This is a genomic window from Rhodococcus erythropolis R138 (assembly GCF_000696675.2).
Taxonomy (GTDB): domain Bacteria; phylum Actinomycetota; class Actinomycetes; order Mycobacteriales; family Mycobacteriaceae; genus Rhodococcus_F; species Rhodococcus_F erythropolis.
The window spans coordinates 2,885,001-2,906,960 of sequence record NZ_CP007255.1 but is presented as its reverse complement, the minus strand read 5'-3'; the positions used below and the strand labels follow the sequence as shown (position 1 = coordinate 2,906,960).

The window sequence follows — 21,960 nt, the reverse complement described above, 5'->3', positions numbered from 1 at the left end:
TGGGTGGCCGATCAACTCCCGAACGTTCCCGAACTGCTCCAGACAGCGGTGCGGTCGCTCGGCGGTGCCGAACGAACCAGTCAGCTGACGATGGCGTCGGCCGTGGCGCACTCGATCGACACGGGCGAGCATCTGGCCGTCCAGGCCGGCACCGGTACCGGTAAGTCACTCGCCTACCTCGTTCCGAGCCTGCGCCATGCGGTCGAGTCTGGGCGCACTGTGGTCGTGTCCACCGCCACCATCGCGCTTCAGCGCCAGCTCGTCGATCGAGATCTGCCACGGCTGGCCGATGCACTGAAGAAGCCACTCGGCCGGCGCGCCGAGTTCGCAATCCTCAAGGGCCGCAACAACTACCTGTGCATGAACAAGATCCACACCGGCGCGTCCGAACAGCCACCCGAGGACGAGTTGTTCGATCCGTTCACGGTCTCGCGTCTCGGCCGGGAGGTCGTCCGCCTCACCGAATGGTCCTCCGACACCGAAACCGGTGATCGTGACGAATTGGTACCGGGCGTATCCGATCAGGCGTGGCGGCAGGTCAGCGTCACCTCCCGCGAGTGCATCGGAAAGAACCAGTGCCCGGTCGGTGAGGACTGCTTCGCCGAGCGCGCCCGCGTCGAGGCGTCTAAGGCCGACGTCGTCGTCACCAACCACGCACTGCTCGCTATCGACGCCATCACCGGCATCCAGATCCTCCCTGACCATGACGTCGTGGTGATCGACGAAGCCCACGAGTTGGTCGACCGCGTCACCGGCGTTGCCACGGCCGATCTCACAGCTTCGTCGATCAGTGCCGCGGCCAGGCGTTGCGGCAAGATCGCCGAAGAGCAGGACGCCGACCGACTCGAAGCTGCCGGCGAGGGTTGGGCGGGACTCCTCGAGGAATTGCGTCCAGGTCGATGGGAAGGCCTCCCGGACGGGGCAGCCCCCGCACTGGCCGCGATACGCGATGCGGCCTGGTCGCTGCGCACCGCGATCGGTCCGGCCAAACCGGGCATGGCAGCCGCAGACCCCGAAGCCGCTGCAGCCCGCAACGCTGCGCTCTCGTCCGTCGACGACGTCCACGACAGTGCCGTGCGTATTCTCACCGCCTTCGACGAACCAGACCCGGCCAAGCGCAAGGACGTCGTCTGGCTGTCCTCGGACGAGTTCCGCGGATCGGTTCGGCGCTCCGTCCGGATGGCTCCGCTCTCCGTCGGTGGATTGCTGCGCTCGCGACTGTTCGCCGAATCCACCGTCGTTCTCACCTCCGCGACGCTGACCGTCGGCGGATCGTTCGACGGTCTCGCCGTCAACTGGGGCCTTCCTGCGGAATCGTCGGTGCGCCCTGACTCGGGTACGGCCATCGGCACCGAAGCACCTTCTGACGCTTCGGCTTTCCGCTGGAACTCACTCGACGTCGGGTCGCCCTTCGACCATGCCAAGGCCGGCATCATCTACATCGCCCGCCACCTGCCCACGCCCGGCCGAGACGGCCTCTCCCCGGTCTATCTCGACGAGATCGCCGAACTCGTCGAGGCCGCCGGCGGACGCACCCTCGGCTTGTTCTCCTCGATGCGCGCCGCCAAAGCCGCGTCGGAGGCGATGCGCGAACGCCTCGACACCCCGATCCTGTGCCAGGGCGACGACGCCACCGGCACCCTCGTCAAGGCCTTCGCCAAGGACGAACCCACGTCACTGTTCGGCACGTTGTCCCTGTGGCAGGGCGTCGATGTCCCTGGCCCATCGCTGAGCCTCGTCATCTTGGACCGGATTCCGTTCCCGCGCCCGGACGATCCACTGTTGATGGCTCGCCAACAAGCCATCGAATCCCATGGCGGTAACGGCTTTCTCAGCGTCTCGGCCAATCACGCGGCGCTGCTCCTGGCACAGGGCGTGGGTCGCCTGCTTCGCAGCACCGACGACAAGGGCGTGGTGGCCGTGCTCGATCCGCGTCTGGCCACGGCGAGATACGCGGGTTACCTTCGCGCATCGCTGCCGCCCTTCTGGGAGACGACCAACCCCGAAGTCGTCCGCAAGGCGCTCACCCGCATCCGCGACTCACGTCCCTGAGCCAGTTCTCACGCGGACACAATTCTGCCCCGGTACCGACCGAACGGACCGGGGCAGAATGCAATACGTCAGACGCTCGGAGTGGTCACCAACCCGAGTTCGGACGCATCGACCAACAACCGGTGATGCGGCAGCACCCGCACGGTGTATCCCACGGAACCGGAGACCGGAAGCGCAACCTCGGCTTCGAAGATCTCGGTTCCTTCCTCGGCGCCGAAGTGTGTCATCGGGAACGTCACCACGTCGGTGAGTTCCTCGCCCGGACTGACGCGTCCCAGGACTGCCTGGACCTGGACATCCGAGACCGACAAGCCGCCGAGGCGGACCTTGGCCTTCAACGAGATGGTCGCACCGATCTCCGGAGTGTCCGGCAAGCCGGAACCGTCCACCTGCTCGACGGCGACCGACGGCCACTGCGATTCGATGCGACGACGGAACTCGGCCACCTCACGCGCGCCGGCAAAATCGTCCGCCACTACCGCTCGAGCTGATTCCGCCGAAGGGGCGTAGTAGTCGACGGCGTAGTCACGAACCATGCGTGATGCCAACACCTTCGGGCCCAGATTCTCGAGGGTGTGGCGAACCCTCTCGACCCAGCGTGTCGGCAGATCGGCTGCATCACGGTCGTAGAACGTCGGCAGTACCGCGTGCTCGAGAAGTTCGTAGAGCGCGCTGGCTTCCAGATCGTCACGCCGCACGTCGTCGAGAACACCGTCGGCCGTCGGAATGGCCCACCCGTTCTCGCCGTCGTACATCTCGTCCCACCATCCGTCGCGAATGGAGAGGTTGAGTCCACCGTTGAGCGCGGACTTCATGCCGGAAGTGCCGCACGCCTCGAGTGGGCGAAGTGGGTTGTTGAGCCACACGTCGCAGCCCCAGTAGAGGTACCGGGCCATCGACATGTCGTAGTCGGGCAGGAAGACGATGCGGTGACGCACATCCGCTTCGTCGGCGAACCGGACGACCTGCTGGATGAGTGCCTTACCGCCGTCGTCGGCGGGGTGCGACTTACCGGCCACCACCAACTGCACCGGACGCTTCTCGTCGAGCAACATCGCACGCAGACGCTCGGGATCACGCAGCATCAGCGTCAACCGCTTGTACGTAGGCACGCGCCTGGCGAATCCGACAGTCAAGACGTTGGGATCGAAAACTCCAGTGGTCCAGCCGAGTTCAGCTTCGGTCGCGCCGCGTTCGAGCCACGACGCTCGGACGCGACGACGGACTTCGTCGACCAACTTGCCGCGCAACGCATTACGTGTCTCCCACAGTTCGGTGGCCGACAACTCGTGTAGGCGCTCCCAACCTCGCGCTTCTTCGAGTTGCTCCTGCCCCACGATCCGCCTGGCCACGTCCATCCACTCCGGCGCCGCCCACGTCGGAGCGTGGACACCGTTGGTGACAGATCCGATCGGCACCTCGTCGGCGTCGAATCCCGGCCAGAGACCGTTGAACATGTCGCGACTGACGATGCCGTGCAACTTCGAGACGCCATTGGCTCGCTGGCCCAGGCGAAGACCCATGTGCGCCATGTTGAAGATCGACGGATCGGATTCGCGCCCCATCCCGACGATGCGGTCGACGGTCAGTCCGGGAAGCAAACTCGATTCGTTCTCGCCGTTCGCTCCGCCGAAGTAGTGACGGACCAGATCCGCCGGGAAGCGGTCGATTCCGGCGGGAACCGGAGTATGCGTCGTGAAGACCGTTCCGGCGCGGACCGCGGCCAGAGCCGAATCGAAGTCCAGACCGCTGGTGGTCACAAGTTCCCGAATCCGTTCGATGCCGAGGAATCCGGCATGCCCCTCGTTCATGTGGAAAACCTCGGGATCGGGCAATCCGTACGCCGCGGTGTAGGCACGCACCGCGCGGACGCCGCCGATACCTGCGAGGATCTCCTGCTTGATGCGGTGATCCTGGTCCCCACCGTAAAGACGGTCAGTGACGCCGCGCAGATCCGCGTCGTTCTCGGAGATGTCGGAATCGAGCAGCAGCAACGGCACTCGTCCGACCTGAGCGATCCACACTCGCGCACGCAGCACTCGTCCACCGGGCATCGCGACGTGAATGACAACCGGTGATCCGTCGTCGGAAGTCGGGCCTGCGTCCGTCAGCAAACGAAGAGGCAACCCTTGAGGGTCGTGCGGCGGGTAGTGCTCGGCCTGCCAACCGTCGGCGGTCAGCGACTGGCGGAAGTAGCCGGATCGGTAGAGCAGTCCGACGCCGATGAGCGGCAGCCCGAGGTCGGACGCGGCCTTGAGGTGATCGCCCGCGAGGATGCCCAATCCGCCGGAGTAGTTGGGCAGAACTTCGCTGACTCCGAACTCCATGGAGAAGTACGCAATTCCGCCAGCCAACGATGTGCCCTTGGCCTGCTGGGACTGATACCAGCGCGGCGTGCTCAGATAGGCATCGAGATCGGCTGCTGCAGTGTCGAGGTCACCGAGAAATGCCTCGTCACTGCTGAGTTCGTCGAGACGGGTGGGGTTGACTTCCCCGAGCATGCGGACCGGATCGAACTGGACTGCTTGCCAGAGTTCGGGGTCGAGTCGCGAGAACAGATCCTGTGTCTCGGGATGCCACGACCACCGAAGGTTGGTGGACAGGGGGCCGAGCGCGGCAAGGCGCTCCGGAATGTGGGCTCGGACAGTGAACCGACGCAAGGCTTTCACCCCGCGAACCCTAGTCGAGTTCCTTGCACTCTGTCCGGTGGAACCGAACGCCCGAGCCGACCTGACCACCGACAGACCCGAATTCGTCGTTATCAGCACTCCAGCGTCGCACCCACTACGGTTGAACCCGGCGAAAGAAAGTTTTACCGCGATCCATCATCAGAAATGGAGCTTCCCGTGTCAGGACGCCTCGGTATCGACGACGTGGTACCCGAGATCTCGGGTAACTATCCGGCAAAGGCCGTGGTCGGTGAAGTCTTCCCGGTGCACGCCACCGTGTGGCGAGAAGGCCACGACGCCATTTCCGCCACTCTTGTCGTGCGTGGTCCGCGCGGTACCAAGCCGCTGCGCATTCCGATGGATCCCGGGACCGAACCGGACACCGTCGACGCGGTGTTCACGCCGTCCGCCGAAGGTATGTGGTCGTTCCGGATCGAGGCGTGGAGCGATCCCATCGCCACCTGGAAGCACGCCGTGGAAGCAAAGCTCGCCGTCGGGCAAGGGGCGGCCGAGTTGGCCAACGACCTGGAAATCGGTGCGCGCCTGTTCGAAAAGGCCGCGCACGAAGTGCCGCGGGGCAACAGGTCCAGGCTCGAGGCCGTCACGGCGTCGCTGCGCAGCGATCAGGCGCTGACTGCTCGCGTCGCTCCGGCCTTCGCCTCCGACGTCGCCGAACTGCTCCGCGCCACTCCGCTTCGCGAACTGGTCACCAAGGGCGAGTCCCACCCCGTCGTCGTTGATCGCAACCGTGCACTGTTCGGCTCCTGGTACGAGTTCTTCCCCCGCTCGACCGGTGGATGGGACGAGAACGGAGTACCGCAGCACGGCACGTTCCGTACCTCTGCCGAAGACCTGCCCCGCATCGCCGCAATGGGTTTCGACGTCGTCTACCTTCCTCCGATCCATCCCATCGGCGAGATCAACCGCAAGGGACGCAACAACACCCTCACCCCCGAACCCGGCGACGTTGGTTCGCCGTGGGCGATCGGCTCTGCCGACGGCGGGCACGACGCTGTTCACCCCCAACTCGGCACGCTCAAGGACTTCAAGGCCTTCGTCGCTGCGGCCCGCAAGCTGGATCTCGAAGTGGCACTGGATCTCGCGCTGCAGTGCGCCCCGGATCATCCATGGGCTCAGAAGCATCCGGAGTGGTTCAACGTCCTTCCCGACGGCACCATCGCCTACGCCGAGAACCCGCCCAAGAAGTATCAGGACATCTACCCGATCAACTTCGACACCGATCCTCGCGGTCTGGACAAGGAAATCCTGCGCGTGGTCCGTCACTGGATCAACGCCGGAGTCAAGATCTTTCGTGTCGACAACCCGCACACCAAGCCGCCCAACTTCTGGGAAACACTCATCTCGGAGGTCAAGAAAACCGACCCCGACGTCTTGTTCCTCGCCGAGGCTTTCACTCGTCCGGCGCGCATGTACGGCCTTGCCAGGCGCGGGTTCACGCAGTCGTACACGTACTTCACCTGGCGAGTTGCAAAGTGGGAGCTCACCGAATTCGGTAACGAGCTGGCGGCAAAGGCCGACGAGGCCCGACCGAACCTCTTCGTGAACACACCGGACATCCTGCACGAGTCCCTCCAGCACGGTGGGCCCGGAATGTTTGCACTGCGAGCAGCTCTCGCCGCCACCCTGGCGCCGACGTGGGGCGTCTACTCCGGTTACGAACTCTACGAACATCAAGCCGTTCGCCCCGGCAGCGAGGAATACCTCGACTCCGAGAAGTACGAACTTCGTCCGCGCCGTTTCGCCGAAGCGGCAGCGCGAGGCGAATCTCTCGAGCCGTGGATCACCGCACTCAATCGCATCCGGCGTGCACACCCGGCCCTGCAGCAGTTGCGGAACCTGCACTTTCACCACATCGACAACGACGCGTTGATCGCCTACTCGAAGTTCGACGCCTCGACCGGTGACGCCGTCCTGACGGTGATCAACCTCAACCCGTTCGCGGCAGAAGAGGGCACCGTCTGGTTGGACATGCCGGCGCTCGGACGCGAATGGCACGACCACATGACCGTGCTCGACGAGGTTACCGGCGAGCAGTTCAATTGGGGCCAGGCCAATTTCGTCCGGCTCGAGCCCTGGCGTTCGGTGGCGCACATCCTCGCGCTCCCACCCGTTCCGTATCCGGCCCGGATCTCTCTGGCCTACCAAGCTCGCAATGCGCACCGCGCAGGTGGAGGCAAGTGATGCCAACCGAAAAGTCCCCTTCGGGTATCGCGCCGGACAATCACGATCTGGAACTGTTGGCGCGCGGTGAACATCACGATCCGCACAGTGTCCTCGGCGCCCATCCCCACGCCGACGGCACCGTTCTCCGAGCGTTGCGTCCCAACGCCGAGTCCGTCAGCGCCGTCATCGGCGGCAAAACCTTTCCTCTCGAACATGTTTCGCACGGAATATTCGCGGCCCTGGTCCCCCACCCCGACCTGATCGACTATCGCTATTCCGTGACGTACCCGGGTGGCCACACAGTTCTCGCAGCCGACCCTTACCGATTCCTGCCGACTCTCGGTGAACTCGACCTTCACCTGTTCGGCGAAGGTCGGCACGAACGACTGTGGGACATCCTCGGCGCACATCCGCGTTCGTACGAGACACCGGACGGACCCGTCGACGGCACCTCGTTCGCCGTCTGGGCTCCGGCCGCCCGCGGCGTGACCGTCGTCGGCGACTTCGACGGGTGGAGTGGGCAATTCGCCCCCATGCGAGTCCTCGGCTCCACCGGGGTCTGGGAACTCTTCCTGCCCGACATCGCAGTCGGTTCGCTCTACAAGTTCCGGGTCCACGGCCACGACGGCTCGGTTCGCGACAAGGCCGATCCCATGGCCTTCGGTACCGAGGTACCGCCGGCGACGGCGTCGCGAGTGACCACCAGTTCGCACGAATGGAACGACGCGGCCTGGCTGGAAACCCGCGCTGGTGTCGACCCTTCGCAGTCCCCGATGAGCGTGTACGAGGTGCACCTCGGATCGTGGCGTCCGGGACTCGACTACCGGCAGATGGCCGAGCAACTCGCCGTATACGTCACCGAAACCGGATTCACCCACGTCGAACTGCTGCCCGTCTCCGAGCATCCGTTCGGTGGATCGTGGGGGTACCAGGTCACCTCGTACTACGCACCGACCTCCCGCTTCGGCACCCCGGACGACTTCCGCTGGTTCGTCGACCACCTGCACGCCGCAGGGATAGGCGTCATCGTCGACTGGGTTCCTGCACACTTCCCCAAAGACGAATGGGCGCTTGCCCGTTTCGACGGAACGCCGTTGTACGAGCACGCCGATCCGCGTCGCGGCGAGCAGTTGGACTGGGGCACATACGTATTCGACTTCGGTCGCCGCGAGGTCCGAAACTTCCTCGTCGCCAACGCGCTCTTCTGGCTCGAGGAGTTCCACATCGACGGACTGCGCGTCGACGCCGTCGCATCGATGCTGTACCTGGACTACTCACGTCCGGAAGGTGGATGGACTCCCAACATTCACGGTGGCCGCGAGAATCTCGAAGCTGTTGCGTTCCTGCAGGAGATGAACGCCACCGTCCACAAGAACCACCGAGGAGTCGTCACCGTCGCCGAGGAGTCGACGGCGTGGCCCGGAGTCACTCGGGCGACCAATGTCGGTGGCCTCGGGTTCAACATGAAATGGAACATGGGGTGGATGCACGACACCCTCGGATTCCTCGGTCACGACCCGGTGCACCGGACTTACCACCATCACGAGATCACTTTCTCGCTGATGTACGCGTGGAGTGAGAACTACCTGCTACCGATCAGCCATGACGAAGTGGTGCACGGCAAGGGAACTCTGTGGACCCGGATGCCCGGCAACGACTTCGCCAAGGCTTCCGGCCTGCGCTCACTGCTTGCGTACATGTGGGCGCATCCGGGCAAGCAACTGCTGTTCATGGGACAGGAGTTCGGTCAGAGCGCGGAATGGTCCGAAGAACGCGGCCTCGACTGGTGGCAACTCGACGATCAGTACACCGGCACTCTCCACCGCGGCGTCCAGCGACTGGTCGGAGATCTCAACTCCGCGTACCGACGCCATCCGGCGATGTGGACCCTCGACACCTCCCCCGGCGGATACTCCTGGATCGACGCCAACGACACCGAGAACAACGTCCTCAGTTTTCTGCGTTACGGTACTGACGGTTCGATTGTCGCCTGCCTGTTCAACTTTTCGGGCAGCGAGCACTCGAGCTACCGCGTCGGGCTACCAGAGCCCGGCCGATGGGTGGAAATTCTCAACACCGATGCCGAGGTGTATGGCGGCTCCGGAGTCGGGAACCTCGGAGCGGTCACGGCAACGTCGCGTTCGTGGCACGGTCGGCCAGCCTCCGCACAGGTGGCGCTGCCAGCTGCTGGAGCGATTTGGATAAGTCTGGAGCGTTGATGGTCGGCCGGCGAGTAGTCATTGTCACGTCGTCACTGTTCGCAGTGGCCGCACTGCTCGCCGGTTGTGCCAGCGGAACGAACGGGCACGCCGTCTCGATCTATCACGATCCGTTCCGCGTCGCCGGACTCGACGCAACAGCAGGCCCCAGCGGATTGCGCCCCGGAGCCCCCAATGCCGACCGAGCAATCACCGGCACCGACGGCGGGGACATCGACGCCCTGGCGGCCAACGCCATCACCGACATCGAAACCTACTGGGCCGCCGAGTACCCGGCTCTGTTCGACAAGCCCTTCGAACCGGTCGACGAGCTGATCTCGTGGGACCCCACCGAATCGAACGGCCCGGACTTCTGCGAGGAGACCACCGAAGAACTCATCAACGCCGGGTACTGCAGCATCGATCACACAATCGGTTGGGATCGCGAACTGCTGCTGCCCGAGGTACGAGAGAAGTTCGGTGAAGTGGCCGTCGCCTTCATCTTCGCGCACGAGTACGGCCACGCGGTTCAACGCAAAGCCGGGATCGTCGGCGGCAAACGAGATGCGGCCCTGGTGCGAGAACAGCAAGCCGACTGTTTCGGTGGTGCCTTCTTGCGGCACGTCGCGGAGGACAAGGCCGCACACTTCACGATGAACACCTCCGACGGCCTCAACAAGGTGTTGGCCTCGGCGGTCGCCATCCGCGACGAAGACCCTAATGATCCTGAGAGCCACCATGGTTCGGCGTTCGAGCGCGTCACCGCCACTCAGATCGGCTTCACCGACGGCGCCGGCGCCTGCGCGAAGATGGACGCCGACGAAATCGAGTCACGACGCGCAGACCTCCCGCAACAGTTCGCCGAAGGCAACGACTCCGGAGAACTGCCTGTCACCGAGGCAACGCTCGACGAGTTCGTGAAGACATTCCAAGCAATCTTCGATCTACCCGAGCCGCCGAAGGTCGTGTTCACCGGCGCAGACACCGGGTGCAGCGACGCCGTTGCGACCGAGCCCGTCTCGTACTGCCCGTCGACGAACACCATCGGAATCAGCGTCGACGACCTGGCCGAGCGCGGCACGCCGGGTCGCGTCGGTCGACGTGAGTTGATCCAGACCAACATCACCGGCGACTACAACGCCTACGTCCTGCTCGCGTCGAGGTACACCCTCGCGATGCAGAAGGAGAACGGCCAATCGCTCGACACTCCGCAGACTGCCTTGCGCGCCGCCTGCCTGTCCGGCGTCATCACCGCAGCGCTCAGTCCCACCAACGCTGCGGCGTCCGGAGCTCAAGTCACACTCTCCCCCGGCGACCTCGACGAAGCCGTATCGGGGCTGCTGACCGACGGCCTCGCCGCCAGTGACGTCAATGGTGAGACGGTGCCGAGCGGGTTTGCACGCGTAGACGCGTTCCGGACCGGTGTACTGGGTGGCCGGGAAGTGTGCGACAGCCGCTACACGGAGTAGCGGCTGCCGGTCCACACGTCAGTAGAGAGCGGAAGCCAACTTACGCCGGGCCGCGATGACGATCGGTTCTGCCGGGTCGAACAGTTCGAACAGCTCGAGCAGGCGCGTCCGCGCTGCGGCCTTGTCGTCGCCGGCAGTTCGCGATACCACCGAGATCAAGCGAGCGAACGCAGCCTCGGGTTGCTGGGCGAACATTTCCAGGTCGGCCGCAGCGAACTGCAGTTCGAGATTGGACGGATCAGCATCCGCAGCCGCAATCGACTCGGGATCGACGCCCTGAACCCGAGCCATGAACTTCACCTGGCGGACAGCGCTCTTGGCCTCCGCGTTGTTGGGTTCGGCGTCGAGAATCACCTGGTACGCAGCGATGGCGGCGTCGAGATCGCCCTCGTCCAGCGCGGTTTCAGCGGCCACGAAGCGAGGATCCTCGACCTCCTCCACCGGTTCGTCCCCGTCGGACACCGGCCCACTCAACTTGCCCTCGACAGCTTGGAGCACTGCGTCGAACCACTGACTGAGCTGCGCCTCTGGCTGAGCGCCCTGAAAATCGGCCAACGGCTGACCAGCTGCGACGGCAACAACCGTCGGCACCGACTGGACACCGAATGCCTGCGCGATGCGAGGACTCACGTCGACGTCGACGTTGGCAAGAATCCACTTGCCGCCGGCGCGCGCCGCCAATGATTCGAGAACTTCGGTGAACACGACCGAGGGCTCGTATGCGCGGCCACCGATGTTGACGATGACCGGCACCTGGCTCGACTTCAGCAGGACTTCGCTTTCGAAGTTCTCCTCGGTCACCTCGATCACTGCCCCGGAGACAGCAGAAACGGCCCCGTCGCCGCTGGTGTTACGCGGCGGTGGTGGGGCCGTGGCCCGCTCTTTGAAGGCGGACAAGTCGACTGCGCCGCTCATGGCGGCAGCAACTGCGGACGAACGCGCGGGGGGCCTGGAACCTGGTCGAGTCACGACTCCCAGTTTGTCACGAGTTGCGCGAAGCTACGTAGAGGGATGCAGCACTCAGACGAGCGCCGCGTTGCCCTTGGACGCCTCGAACTCCGTGGACAGCTCACCGAGCTTGCCGTTTCGCACTGCCCAGCGTTCGAATATCACGGTGCCGAACGGGGGAACGCTCGAGATCAGCGCAAGGATCGTGGTCTTGATATCCCACTTGAGCGACCACGCAGTCAGCAGAGCAACAACGATGAACACCAGGAAGCCCGCGGTGCCGTGGACCATTCCGGGGATGCGAATCGCTTCTTCGTGTCCGAGGACCCACTTGAAGAACATGGCAACCAGCAAGGCCGCCCAGGTCACAGCTTCCCACCACGCCACCAGACGGAAGCGTTTCGCGGGAGTGGATACGTCAAAGATGTTCGCCATGAGGCCATTGTGCCCGAACAACTACGACGCCCCGTAGTTGTGTGAGCAAAACCACGGGGCGTCGCAGAGCGAGAGCGCTCGTTCAGGTGTATTTAGACACTCACGCCTTGGGGACGCGGATGATGAGTGCGTCGCCTTGTCCGCCGCCGCCGCAGAGTGCGGCTGCGCCGATGCCGCCGCCGCGGCGTTGCAGTTCGAGGGCGAGGTGCAGGGCAATGCGGGCGCCGGACATGCCGAGGGGGTGTCCGACGGCGATGGCGCCGCCGTTGACGTTGACCTTGGCGGGGTCGAGGCCGAGTTCGCGGGTGGATGCGATCCCGACGGCGGCGAACGCTTCGTTGATTTCGACGAGGTCGAGGTCGGTGGGGTCGATGCCTTCCTTGGCGCAGGCCTTGGCGATGGCGCGGGCGGGTTGGGACTGGAGGGTGGAGTCGGGTCCGGCGACGACGCCGTGGGCGCCGATTTCCGCGATCCAGGTCAGGCCGAGCTCTTCGGCTTTGGTTTTGCTCATCACGATCACGGCGGCGGCGCCGTCGGAGATCGGGGAGGCGGAGCCGGCGGTGATGGTGCCGTCCTTGCTGAACGCGGGACGCAGTTTGCCGAGGGATTCGGTGGTGGTGTCGGCGCGGATGCCTTCGTCCTGCGCGAAGACGATCGGCTCGCCCTTGCGTTGGGGGATGGAGACGGGGACTACTTCGTTGTCGAAGTAGCCGTCTTTCCAGGCGCGGGCCGCGTTCTGGTGTGAGGCGGCGGCGAAGGCGTCCTGCTCGGCGCGGGTGATGTGGGCGGTTTCTTGTTGGTTGACTTGTTCGGTGAGCAGGCCCATGGCCTGGTCGGTGAAGATGTCGTGGAGGCCGTCGTAGGCCATGTGGTCGCGGAGGGTGACGTCGCCGTATTTGAAGCCTTCGCGGCTTTTTTCGAGCATGTGGGGTGCGCGGGACATCGATTCCTGCCCGCCGGCGACGACGATGTCGAATTCGCCGGCGCGGATGAGTTGGTCGGCGAGGGCGATGGCGTCGATGCCGGAGAGGCACACTTTGTTGATGCTCAGGGCGGGGACGTTCATGGGGATGCCGGCGGCGACGGCGGCTTGGCGGGCGGGCATCTGGCCGGCGCCGGCGGTGAGGACCTGTCCCATGATGACGTAGTCGACTTGTTCGGGGGCGACTCCGGACTTGTCGAGGGCGCCTTTGATGGCGATGCCGCCGAGGTCGGACCCGGAGAGGTCTTTCAACGATCCGAGGAGTCGACCCATCGGGGTACGAGCTCCCGCAACAATCACAGAACTGGTCACGATTTCCTCCGGCTGCAAAAGAGACATAGTCGTCGGTTCCGTGCGGCCTAAGAGCCAAGTCACATCCCGACGTGTACTCCTCAAACGGTAGCGCTACCGTGAAAGGTATGACACAGACCTCCCCCAGTTCTGCACTCGCACCTTTGTCGTCCGACCTCGTCGTCGCGATCGATCACGTCGGAATCGCGGTGCCCGATCTCGACGCGGCAATCGCGTGGTACACGCAGCACCTGGGCATGGTGTCGACCCACGAGGAAATCAACGAATCGCAGGGCGTGCGCGAAGCCATGCTCTCCGTCGTCGGCTCCCCCGCCGGATCCACTGCCGTTCAGCTGCTCGCACCACTGGACGAGAACTCGACCATCGCCAAGTTCATCGACCGAAGCGGCCCCGGACTGCAGCAGCTCGCCTACCGGGTCACCGACATCGACGCCATCTCCGCCGAGCTTCGCGAGCGCGGCGTTCGGTTGCTGTACGACGCTCCCCGGCGCGGTACGGCCAACTCGCGCATCAACTTCATTCACCCGAAGGACGCCGGCGGCGTCCTGGTGGAACTGGTCGAACCCGACGCGAGCCACTAGCAGACCCGACTCCAGCTCGTATGCCAGGTAGATTGTCGCCATGGCATACGAGCAGGACCGCGGTTCGATCCAACTTCCGTTCCAGATCGCACGGAAGGGATACGACCGCGACGAGGTACGTAACTACTTCGAGCGATTCGACGCGGAGCTGCGAGTTACCGCGGCCGATCGTGATGCTGCCGCTGCGCAGGCCCGCGACCTTGCCAAGCAGCTCGACGATGCACGCGACGACATCGACGACCTCCGCAAGGACGTCGACCGCCTCTCGGTACCGCCCACCACTGCGGAGGGCATGAGCGATCGCATCAGCCGCATGCTGCGCCTTGCCTCCGACGAGGCTTCCGAGGTGCGCGCGAAGGCCGAGGCCGACGCAGCCGAGATGACCTCCATCGCCGAACAGGACGGCGCCCGACTGCGCGGACACTACGAGTCGCTGATCGCCGAACTCGAGGACCGTCGCAATGCGATGGAAACCATGCACGAGCAGACCATGGCGCAGGCCCGTACCGAAGCCGCCCGGATCGTCGAAGCCGCACAGGCCGAGCGGGATCGCCTGGCTGCCGAGTCCGAGGCCAAGCGCACTCAGATCCGCGAAGACTTCGACATCTCGATGTCCGAGCGTCGCGCCAAGGTCGTCGCCGCCGTCAACGACCTGGAGTCGTCGAGCAAGGCAGAGGCCGAGCGTCGACTCTCCGATGCGTCGCACGAGGCTCAGCGCAGGCTGCAGGCCGCCACCGATCAGTCCGAGCGCAAGATCGCTCACGCGAAGGAACTCACCGAAGAACTGCGTGTTCTCCGTGGTCGAATCCTGGCTCAGCTCTTGGGCATTCGGGGACAACTCGATTCGGTTCCGGCCATGCTCGCATCGGTCAACCGGGAGAGCGAACTCCTCGATGCACCGCCCGCTCCGGTCATCGTCGAAGCCGAGGAAAATCTCGAGATCGAAGACAAGAAGGCCGACTCCGATCCGGTCGACTCAGAACCGAGTATCGACGAAGACGATGTTCTCGAGGACTCGGACGAGACCAACACCGCCGAGATCGACACCCGCGCCGTCGAGCAGCGAGCCCAGTCCCGGAACTGATCGACGCTCAGGACCACCGTCTGGTCAGGCTGCGAGTTCCGCGGCCTGACCAGCATCCGGTGTGCCAGTGTCGACGTTCGTTCGCGCCGCCCGGTTCCGAAGGCCACGTCACTACATGGGCGACACCGGGCCTGATGTCGTGATCACAACCGGGGCACCGATAGAACTTCGTCGCGTTGGAGCCGGGTATCGGCCTCACCATGTACATTTCACCGCCCGGCCCCGGTTCCTCCCGGACCAGCGCCCCGCCGAACAACACACCACTGGGTGACTGCGATTCCGCGCCCGAATTCCGAGCACGCCGAGTATCCGTTCGACGGGATTGCTTCGGCGAAGGTTTGCGGCGCGGCATGGTTCGAGTCTAAACAGCGTCAGAAAAGTCGGAACTCGGTGCTTTCTGTACCACGCAAGGCCTCGTAGTCCAAGACCAGGCAACGGATCCCACGGTCGTTGGCCAAAGTCTTTGCCTGCGGCTTGATCTGTTGCGCTGCAAAAACTCCCGTGACCGGCGCGAGCAGAGGATCGCGGTTGAGCAACTCCAGGTACCGCGTCAACTGCTCGACGCCGTCGATCTCGCCGCGGCGCTTGATCTCCACCGCCACCGATGCACCGTCCGCGTCACGGACCAGAAGGTCGACCGGCCCGATGGCCGTCATGTACTCGCGTCGTACCAATGTGTAGCCGGGGCCGAGTGTCTCGACATGCTCCGCCAGAAGTTCTTGAAGGTGTGCCTCGACTCCGTCCTTGATCAATCCCGGATCGAGACCGAGTTCATACGACGAATCGTGCTCGACCTCTTCGAGAGTGATCCGAAGCTCCTCGCCCGCCTTGTTGGTGACGACCCACAAGATGTCGTCGCTGTCGCCGGTGGTCTCGACCAACCAGCACGGCGGACTCATCCAGTTCAGCGGCTTGTACGCCCGATCGTCGGCATGAATGCTGACCGAGCCGTCGGCCTTCACCAACAGCAGTCGTCTTGCGGTAGGGAGGTGGGAGGTCAGGCGTCCCACATAATCGACACGGCAACGAGCAATAACTAGGCGCACCGGACCACCCTAAGCGATCATTACGACTACTCTCGACACACTATGCAGCGAAGCCGTGTCCCGAGTGCGCCCCTGGGGTCGTGGCTGCTCGGATCCACCGACGAAAGCCCCAGGCGCCGCCGAATCCGCGTCCAGGCACTACTCACCGCCCCTCTCCTGGTCACCAACCTGATCGGAGCGGTGCTGGCGATCGTGCTCGTCGGATTCGTGGTTCCCGGACCCGAGATCATCCACCCCGAATTCGCGTGGATCAACTTTCTTGCCGTGCCCGTCTTCATCGGGTGTGTCTTTCTCATCGGACTTCTGTGGGGCACCAAACGCCTCATGAGGGATCTCCGGTGGGCCACCGAGGATCACCGGCCAACCGAGCAGAATCAACGCGCGGCGTTGCGCGGGCCGTGGCGACTGACCCGAGTGCAAGCCGTCCTGTGGACGGCCGCGCTCATCACCTTCACGACCATGTACGGAATCGTCGACCCCGACACCATTCCGAAAGTTCTGTTCACCGTGGCTTTCAGCGGTATCACCACCTGCGCTTTCTGCTACCTGCTCAGCGAGTTCGCACTCCGCCCGATTGCTGCGCGTGCACTCGAATCCGGAGCACCCCGCAAGGCTGCCGTTCTCGGACTGACCGGCCGGACAATCCTCGTCTGGCTGCTCGGAAGCGGGGTCCCCGTCACCGGCTTGATGCTCGTAGCGGTCTTCAGCTTCATCCGACCTGCTTCGTGGCAAGCCCTCGCGACCGCGATCCTCGTCATCGGCGGGATCACTCTGTGCGTCGGACTCGGGCTGACGTACATCAACATCCGATCAGCCGCGGCCCCCATTCGGTCCGTACGCCGAGGCATGGAACAAGTCACCCGTGGCGACCTCACCGCGTCCGTCGTCGTGTACGACGGGACCGAACTGGGACTGCTGCAGACCGGCTTCAATCGCATGGCCGAGGGCCTGCGCGAGCGCGAGAGGATTCGCGACCTCTTCGGGCGCCACGTCGGACACGAGGTTGCCGCAAACGCGGTTCGCCGAAACCCGGAACTCGGCGGTGAAGAACGCGACGTTGCCGTTCTCTTCGTCGACGTCATCGGTTCGACCACGATCGCGGCCACCAACTCCCCTACCGCGGTGGTCGCTCTACTCAATCGATTCTTCGACGTCATCGTCGACGAGGTAGATGCACACGGCGGATTCGTCAACAAGTTCGAGGGCGACGCAGCGCTGGCGATTTTCGGAGCGCCGACGACACTCGACGATCACGCCGGCAGTGCACTCGCCGCCGCCCGCAAGATTCAGCAGCGCCTGCGTGCCGAAGTTCCGGAAGTGAGCGCGGGTATCGGCGTCGCTGCGGGAATTGCCGTTGCCGGAAACGTCGGTGCGCGAGAAAGGTTCGAGTACACCGTCATCGGTGATCCCGTCAACGAAGCAGCGCGACTGTCCGAGGTCGCCAAGACGGTCCCGGGTAACCTCGCCGCGTCCGGACGGGCTGTAGCCGCCGCTGACAGCGCCGAAGCCGCACAGTGGTCGATCACCGAGAACATCACCCTTCGTGGCCGCCTCGAACAGACCGAGCTCGCGGTTCCCTGCGACGCCTTGGAGTCCGAGACCATCCCGGCAGACTCTGTGCCCGTTCAGCCCTGATCTCACCGCCCACCTTGAGCGAACGGCACGTTCGGTCGATCCAAGGCGATGAACGCCACGTTCGCTCGATGACTTTCCCGCTTCCCGACGGTCTATATCGAAACAGCGGAAATCCGACGATGCCGGGGAGATGGGTACGACTATGAAACTGACGACATTTACCATCGTCACTCTCGACGGGGTGATGCAAGGACTCGGTGGGCCGGATGAAGATCGACGCGGCGGATTCGAACGTGGCGGATGGTCCGCGCCACTGGTGGACACAGAAGCCATGTCTTACCTCGTCCAGGTCTACCAGCGCGCCGACGCCTTCCTGTTCGGTCGGCGGACCTATGGCATCTTCGCCGGTTATTGGGGCGCGTTCGAGAATCCAGAGGTCAACCCGATCGCAAGCGCCTTGAATACGCGGCCCAAGTATCTTGCCTCGACAACGGTCACCTATCCGCAATGGAAGAACACCACGGCCCTTTCAGGTGACACCGCCGCAGCGATCGGCGAACTGAAAGCCAGACCCGGCGGCGAGCTTCAGGTGCACGGCAGTGGCGAATTGTGCCGCTGGCTTCTGGCGAACGATCTCGTCGACGAGATGATCCTGCTGATCGTTCCGGTGGTCGTAGGCCAGGGCACGCGACTCTTTCCCGACACCGGACCGGATATCGCACTCGAACTGGCCGAATCTCGAGCCACACCAAAGGGCGTGACGATCCAGCGGTATGTGCCGATTGGCCGGCCGAAGTATGCAACTGCCACCGCCGACGGCATCGGCTGATCCGGGCAGAGCGCCTGTCGTCGTCAGTCGTGCTCCCGCCCCCAATGGCGTGAACGTATCGTTCCCCTCGTCTGAGAGGGTGAGTGTGTCGTTCACTCGATGCGGGGTGGGGTGTTTTGGGTACGAGAAAGCCCCCCAACCATCACTGGTTGGGGGGCTTCTCTTAATTTGTGTTCGGCGGTGTCCTACTCTCCCACACCCTGTCGAGTGCAGTACCATCGGCGCTGAAGGGCTTAGCTTCCGGGTTCGGAATGGGACCGGGCGTTTCCCCTTCGCTATGACCGCCGTAACTCTATGAAACTGTCACAGTAACCAACTTCTGATCACCTGGTTTCACCGTGCACCAACCCGAACCCGTTACCGGGTGGATGGATGACGGAGAAAACAGAGTTTCTCATCAGTATCTGTGTGTTGTTTCAGATACCGCACAGTGGACGCGTAGCTTCTTTGTGGTAAGTCCTCGGCCTATTAGTACCAGTCACCTGCATGCATTACTGCACTTCCAGTTCTGGCCTATCAACCCGGTGGTCTGCCGGGGGCCTTACCCCCTCGAGGGGGTGAGAAACCTCATCTTGGAACAGGCTTCCCGCTTAGATGCTTTCAGCGGTTATCCCTTCCGAACGTAGCTAACCAGCGGTGCTCCTGGCGGAACAACTGGCACACCAGAGGTTCGTCCGTCCCGGTCCTCTCGTACTAGGGACAGCCTTCCTCAAGTTTCTAACGCGCGCGGCGGATAGAGACCGAACTGTCTCACGACGTTCTAAACCCAGCTCGCGTGCCGCTTTAATGGGCGAACAGCCCAACCCTTGGGACCTACTCCAGCCCCAGGATGCGACGAGCCGACATCGAGGTGCCAAACCATCCCGTCGATATGGACTCTTGGGGAAGATCAGCCTGTTATCCCCGGGGTACCTTTTATCCGTTGAGCGACACCGCTTCCACTTGCCGGTGCCGGATCACTAGTCCCGACTTTCGTCCCTGCTCGACCTGTCAGTCTCACAGTCAAGCTCCCTTGTGCACTTGCACTCGACACCTGATTGCCAACCAGGCTGAGGGAACCTTTGGGCGCCTCCGTTACATTTTGGGAGGCAACCGCCCCAGTTAAACTACCCACCAGGCACTGTCCCTGAACCAGATCATGGTCCGAGGTTAGAGGTCCAATTCGATCAGAGTGGTATTTCAACAACGACTCCACGATAACTGGCGTCACCGTTTCACAGTCTCCCACCTATCCTACACAAACCGAACCGAACACCAATACCAAGCTGTAGTGAAGGTCCCGGGGTCTTTTCGTCCTGCCGCGCGTAACGAGCATCTTTACTCGTAATGCAATTTCGCCGAGTCTACGGTTGAGACAGCTGAGAAGTCGTTACGCCATTCGTGCAGGTCGGAACTTACCCGACAAGGAATTTCGCTACCTTAGGATGGTTATAGTTACCACCGCCGTTTACTGGGGCTTAAATTCTCAGCTTCGCTCCCGAAGGAACTAACCGGTCCTCTTAACCTTCCAGCACCGGGCAGGCGTCAGTCCGTATACATCGTCTTACGACTTCGCACGGACCTGTGTTTTTAGTAAACAGTCGCTTCTCACTGGTCTCTGCGGCCCCACCCAGCTCAGACAGTAAATGTCGTCACCAGACAGGGCCCCCCTTCTCCCGAAGTTACGGGGGCATTTTGCCGAGTTCCTTAACCATAGTTATCTCGATCGCCTTAGTATTCTCTACCTGACCACCTGTGTCGGTTTGGGGTACGGGCCGTGTGAAAGCTCGCTAGAGGCTTTTCTCGGCAGCATAGGATCACTGAATTCGCCTCAATCGGCTACGCATCACGTCTCAGGCTATGTGTGACCCGGATTTGCCTAGGTCACGCCCTACACGCTTACACCAGTATTACCACTGACTGGCTCAGCTACCTTCCTGCGTCACCCCATCGCTTGGCTACTACCAGATCAGGTCCCATGCATCCACCAACTCGAGACCCGAAGGTCTTCTCGTGGCTTCAGGATGGTTAGTATCACTGATTCACCATGGGCGCGTTCACACGGGTACGGGAATATCAACCCGTTGTCCATCGGCTACGCCTGTCGGCCTCGTCTTAGGTCCCGACTCACCCTGGGCGGATTAACCTGGCCCAGGAACCCTTGGTCATTCGGCGGACGAGTTTCTCACTCGTCTTTCGCTACTCATGCCTGCATTCTCACTCGTGTGGCCTCCACGGCTAGGTCACCCTGCCGCTTCCATGGCCACACGACGCTCCCCTACCCATCCACACACCTGCCAGAAAATCCTTGGATCAACTGGGGGCTATTGCGTGAATGCCGCAGCTTCGGTGGTGTACTTGAGCCCCGCTACATTGTCGGCGCAGGATCACTTGACCAGTGAGCTATTACGCACTCTTTCAAGGGTGGCTGCTTCTAAGCCAACCTCCTGGTTGTCTTCGCGACCCCACATCCTTTTCCACTTAGTACACGCTTAGGGACCTTAGCTGGCGATCTGGGCTGTTTCCCTCTCGACTACGAACCTTATCGCCCGCAGTCTCACTGCCGCGCTCTCACTCACCGGCATTCGGAGTTTGGCTGATTTCGGTAAGCTTGTGGGCCCCCTAGACCATCCAGTAGCTCTACCTCCGGTGAGAAACACGCGACGCTGCACCTAAATGCATTTCGGGGAGAACCAGCTATCACGGAGTTTGATTGGCCTTTCACCCCTACCCACAACTCATCCCCTCAGTTTTCAACCTAAGTGGGTTCGGTCCTCCACGACGTCTTACCGTCGCTTCAACCTGGCCATGGGTAGATCACTCCGCTTCGGGTCTAGAGCATGCCACTACGATCGCCCTATTCGGACTCGCTTTCGCTACGGCTACCCCACACGGGTTAACCTCGCGACATGCCACTAACTCGCAGGCTCATTCTTCAAAAGGCACGCCATCACCCCCAACAGTAAACTGTTCGAAGGCTCTGACGGATTGTAAGCGCACGGTTTCAGGTACTATTTCACTCCCCTCCCGGGGTACTTTTCACCTTTCCCTCACGGTACTAGTCCGCTATCGGTCACCAGGGAGTATTCAGGCTTATCGGGTGGTCCCGACAGATTCACACCAGATTTCACGGGCCCGGTGCTACTTGGGTTTCCATTACAACAGTCACAAAGTTTTCGTGTACGGGATTCTCACCCTCTACGACAGGCCGTTCCAGACCACTTCCACTAACCCTGTGATTTCTTACTGTTGGCCTGCTCGGCAGAACAGACAAAATGAACCCCACAACCCCACGAATGCAACACCTGCCGGCTATCACACACCCATGGTTTAGCCTCTTCCGCTTTCGCTCGCCACTACTCACGGAATCACGGTTGTTTTCTCTTCCTGTGGGTACTGAGATGTTTCACTTCCCCACGTTCCCTCCACACGCCCTATATATTCAGGCGCGGGTAACACGACATCACTCGTGCTGGGTTTCCCCATTCGGACATCCTCGGATCACAGCTCGGTTGACAGCTCCCCGAGGCTTATCGCAGCCTCCTACGTCCTTCATCGGCTCCTGGTGCCAAGGCATCCACCGTACGCTCTTCATTACTTACAACAAAGATGCTCGC

Annotated in this window: 14 protein-coding genes and 2 rRNA genes; 8 read left to right on the top strand and 8 right to left on the bottom strand. The window is 62.8% G+C overall.

The features are described from left to right. Positions 1–3 precede the first annotated feature (3 nt). On the top strand, positions 4–2,052 hold the full coding sequence (locus H351_RS13580; protein ID WP_019749155.1) for an ATP-dependent DNA helicase: 2,049 nt from the start codon (positions 4–6) through the stop codon (positions 2,050–2,052). A 68-nt stretch (positions 2,053–2,120) separates the two neighbouring features. Here the strand turns inward: H351_RS13580 and glgP are convergent, their stop codons facing one another. Continuing rightward, the gene (glgP, locus tag H351_RS13575) at positions 2,121–4,721 is read right to left on the bottom strand and encodes an alpha-glucan family phosphorylase (RefSeq protein WP_020970039.1); all 2,601 of its coding nucleotides are present in this window, start codon (positions 4,719–4,721) and stop codon (positions 2,121–2,123) included. Positions 4,722–4,898: 177 nt separating this feature from the next. Here glgP and H351_RS13570 point away from each other — a divergent pair, with 177 nt between their 5' ends. The 3 genes from H351_RS13570 to H351_RS13560 are packed head-to-tail and all read left to right on the top strand — an operon-like array spanning position 4,899 to position 10,572. Then, positions 4,899–6,923, top strand: coding sequence for an alpha-1,4-glucan--maltose-1-phosphate maltosyltransferase (locus H351_RS13570; protein ID WP_029255697.1), 2,025 nt, complete (start codon positions 4,899–4,901; stop codon positions 6,921–6,923). Beyond that, positions 6,923–9,124: a 1,4-alpha-glucan branching protein GlgB gene (gene glgB, locus H351_RS13565; protein WP_029255698.1), complete on the top strand. Its 2,202-nt coding sequence runs from the start codon at positions 6,923–6,925 to the stop codon at positions 9,122–9,124. The genes H351_RS13570 and glgB overlap by 1 nt, the downstream gene beginning before the upstream one ends. Next, the gene (locus H351_RS13560; RefSeq protein ID WP_020970042.1) at positions 9,124–10,572 is read left to right on the top strand and encodes a neutral zinc metallopeptidase; all 1,449 of its coding nucleotides are present in this window, start codon (positions 9,124–9,126) and stop codon (positions 10,570–10,572) included. Before glgB ends, H351_RS13560 begins: the two co-directional genes overlap by 1 nt. Positions 10,573–10,590: 18 nt before the next feature. On the opposite strand, the gene H351_RS13555 is transcribed toward H351_RS13560, so the two are convergent. The 3 genes from H351_RS13555 to H351_RS13545 form a co-directional block, all read right to left on the bottom strand. After that, positions 10,591–11,487 carry a tetratricopeptide repeat protein gene (locus tag H351_RS13555; RefSeq protein ID WP_020970043.1) on the bottom strand — a complete coding sequence of 299 codons (897 nt, stop codon included), beginning with the start codon at positions 11,485–11,487 and terminating at the stop codon, positions 10,591–10,593. Between the two features lie 105 nt (positions 11,488–11,592). Beyond that, complete coding sequence (locus H351_RS13550; RefSeq protein WP_020908283.1) at positions 11,593–11,955, bottom strand: DUF3817 domain-containing protein; 363 nt, start codon at positions 11,953–11,955, stop codon at positions 11,593–11,595. Positions 11,956–12,055: 100 nt separating this feature from the next. Continuing rightward, a complete protein-coding gene (locus H351_RS13545; protein WP_029255699.1) occupies positions 12,056–13,249 on the bottom strand; it encodes an acetyl-CoA C-acetyltransferase in 1,194 nt (397 codons plus the stop codon). Between the two features lie 107 nt (positions 13,250–13,356). Here H351_RS13545 and mce point away from each other — a divergent pair, with 107 nt between their 5' ends. After that, positions 13,357–13,830: a methylmalonyl-CoA epimerase gene (gene mce / locus H351_RS13540; RefSeq protein WP_020723660.1), complete on the top strand. Its 474-nt coding sequence runs from the start codon at positions 13,357–13,359 to the stop codon at positions 13,828–13,830. Between the two features lie 40 nt (positions 13,831–13,870). Next, positions 13,871–14,914 (top strand): hypothetical protein, encoded by a 1,044-nt coding sequence (locus tag H351_RS13535; RefSeq protein WP_029255700.1) that lies wholly within the window; start codon positions 13,871–13,873, stop codon positions 14,912–14,914. Between the two features lie 7 nt (positions 14,915–14,921). Here the strand turns inward: H351_RS13535 and H351_RS32525 are convergent, their stop codons facing one another. Then, entirely contained in the window at positions 14,922–15,266 is a 345-nt protein-coding gene (locus H351_RS32525) for an ATP/GTP-binding protein (RefSeq protein ID WP_080656789.1), read from the bottom strand. Between the two features lie 19 nt (positions 15,267–15,285). Further along, positions 15,286–15,960 carry an endonuclease NucS gene (gene nucS, locus H351_RS13530; RefSeq protein WP_003945160.1) on the bottom strand — a complete coding sequence of 225 codons (675 nt, stop codon included), beginning with the start codon at positions 15,958–15,960 and terminating at the stop codon, positions 15,286–15,288. A 42-nt stretch (positions 15,961–16,002) separates the two neighbouring features. Between nucS and H351_RS13525 the strand changes: the two genes are divergently transcribed. Together H351_RS13525 and H351_RS13520 are read left to right on the top strand one after the other, a co-directional pair. Further along, positions 16,003–17,595, top strand: coding sequence for an adenylate/guanylate cyclase domain-containing protein (locus tag H351_RS13525; protein WP_029255701.1), 1,593 nt, complete (start codon positions 16,003–16,005; stop codon positions 17,593–17,595). 130 nt (positions 17,596–17,725) lie between these two features. Beyond that, complete coding sequence (locus tag H351_RS13520; protein WP_244891488.1) at positions 17,726–18,364, top strand: dihydrofolate reductase family protein; 639 nt, start codon at positions 17,726–17,728, stop codon at positions 18,362–18,364. A gap of 172 nt (positions 18,365–18,536) precedes the next feature. On the opposite strand, the gene rrf is transcribed toward H351_RS13520, so the two are convergent. Continuing rightward, positions 18,537–18,653 (bottom strand): 5S ribosomal RNA (rrf, locus tag H351_RS13515). A gap of 159 nt (positions 18,654–18,812) precedes the next feature. After that, positions 18,813–21,947: ribosomal RNA gene (locus H351_RS13510) — 23S ribosomal RNA — on the bottom strand. Between the last annotated feature and the right edge of the window lie 13 nt (positions 21,948–21,960).

What these genes read in the sequence shown, in the direction of transcription:
- glgB (WP_029255698.1), top strand. Translation starts at nt 6,923, where the DNA reads ATGCCAACCGAAAAGTCCCCTTCGGGTATCGCGCCGGACAATCACGAT.
- H351_RS13560 (WP_020970042.1), top strand. Translation starts at nt 9,124, where the DNA reads ATGGTCGGCCGGCGAGTAGTCATTGTCACGTCGTCACTGTTCGCAGTG.
- H351_RS13555 (WP_020970043.1), bottom strand. Translation starts at nt 11,487, where the DNA reads ATGAGCGGCGCAGTCGACTTGTCCGCCTTCAAAGAGCGGGCCACGGCC.
- H351_RS13550 (WP_020908283.1), bottom strand. Translation starts at nt 11,955, where the DNA reads ATGGCGAACATCTTTGACGTATCCACTCCCGCGAAACGCTTCCGTCTG.
- mce (WP_020723660.1), top strand. Translation starts at nt 13,357, where the DNA reads ATGACACAGACCTCCCCCAGTTCTGCACTCGCACCTTTGTCGTCCGAC.
- H351_RS13535 (WP_029255700.1), top strand. Translation starts at nt 13,871, where the DNA reads ATGGCATACGAGCAGGACCGCGGTTCGATCCAACTTCCGTTCCAGATC.
- H351_RS32525 (WP_080656789.1), bottom strand. Translation starts at nt 15,266, where the DNA reads ATGCCGCGCCGCAAACCTTCGCCGAAGCAATCCCGTCGAACGGATACT.
- H351_RS13525 (WP_029255701.1), top strand. Translation starts at nt 16,003, where the DNA reads ATGCAGCGAAGCCGTGTCCCGAGTGCGCCCCTGGGGTCGTGGCTGCTC.
- H351_RS13520 (WP_244891488.1), top strand. Translation starts at nt 17,726, where the DNA reads ATGGGTACGACTATGAAACTGACGACATTTACCATCGTCACTCTCGAC.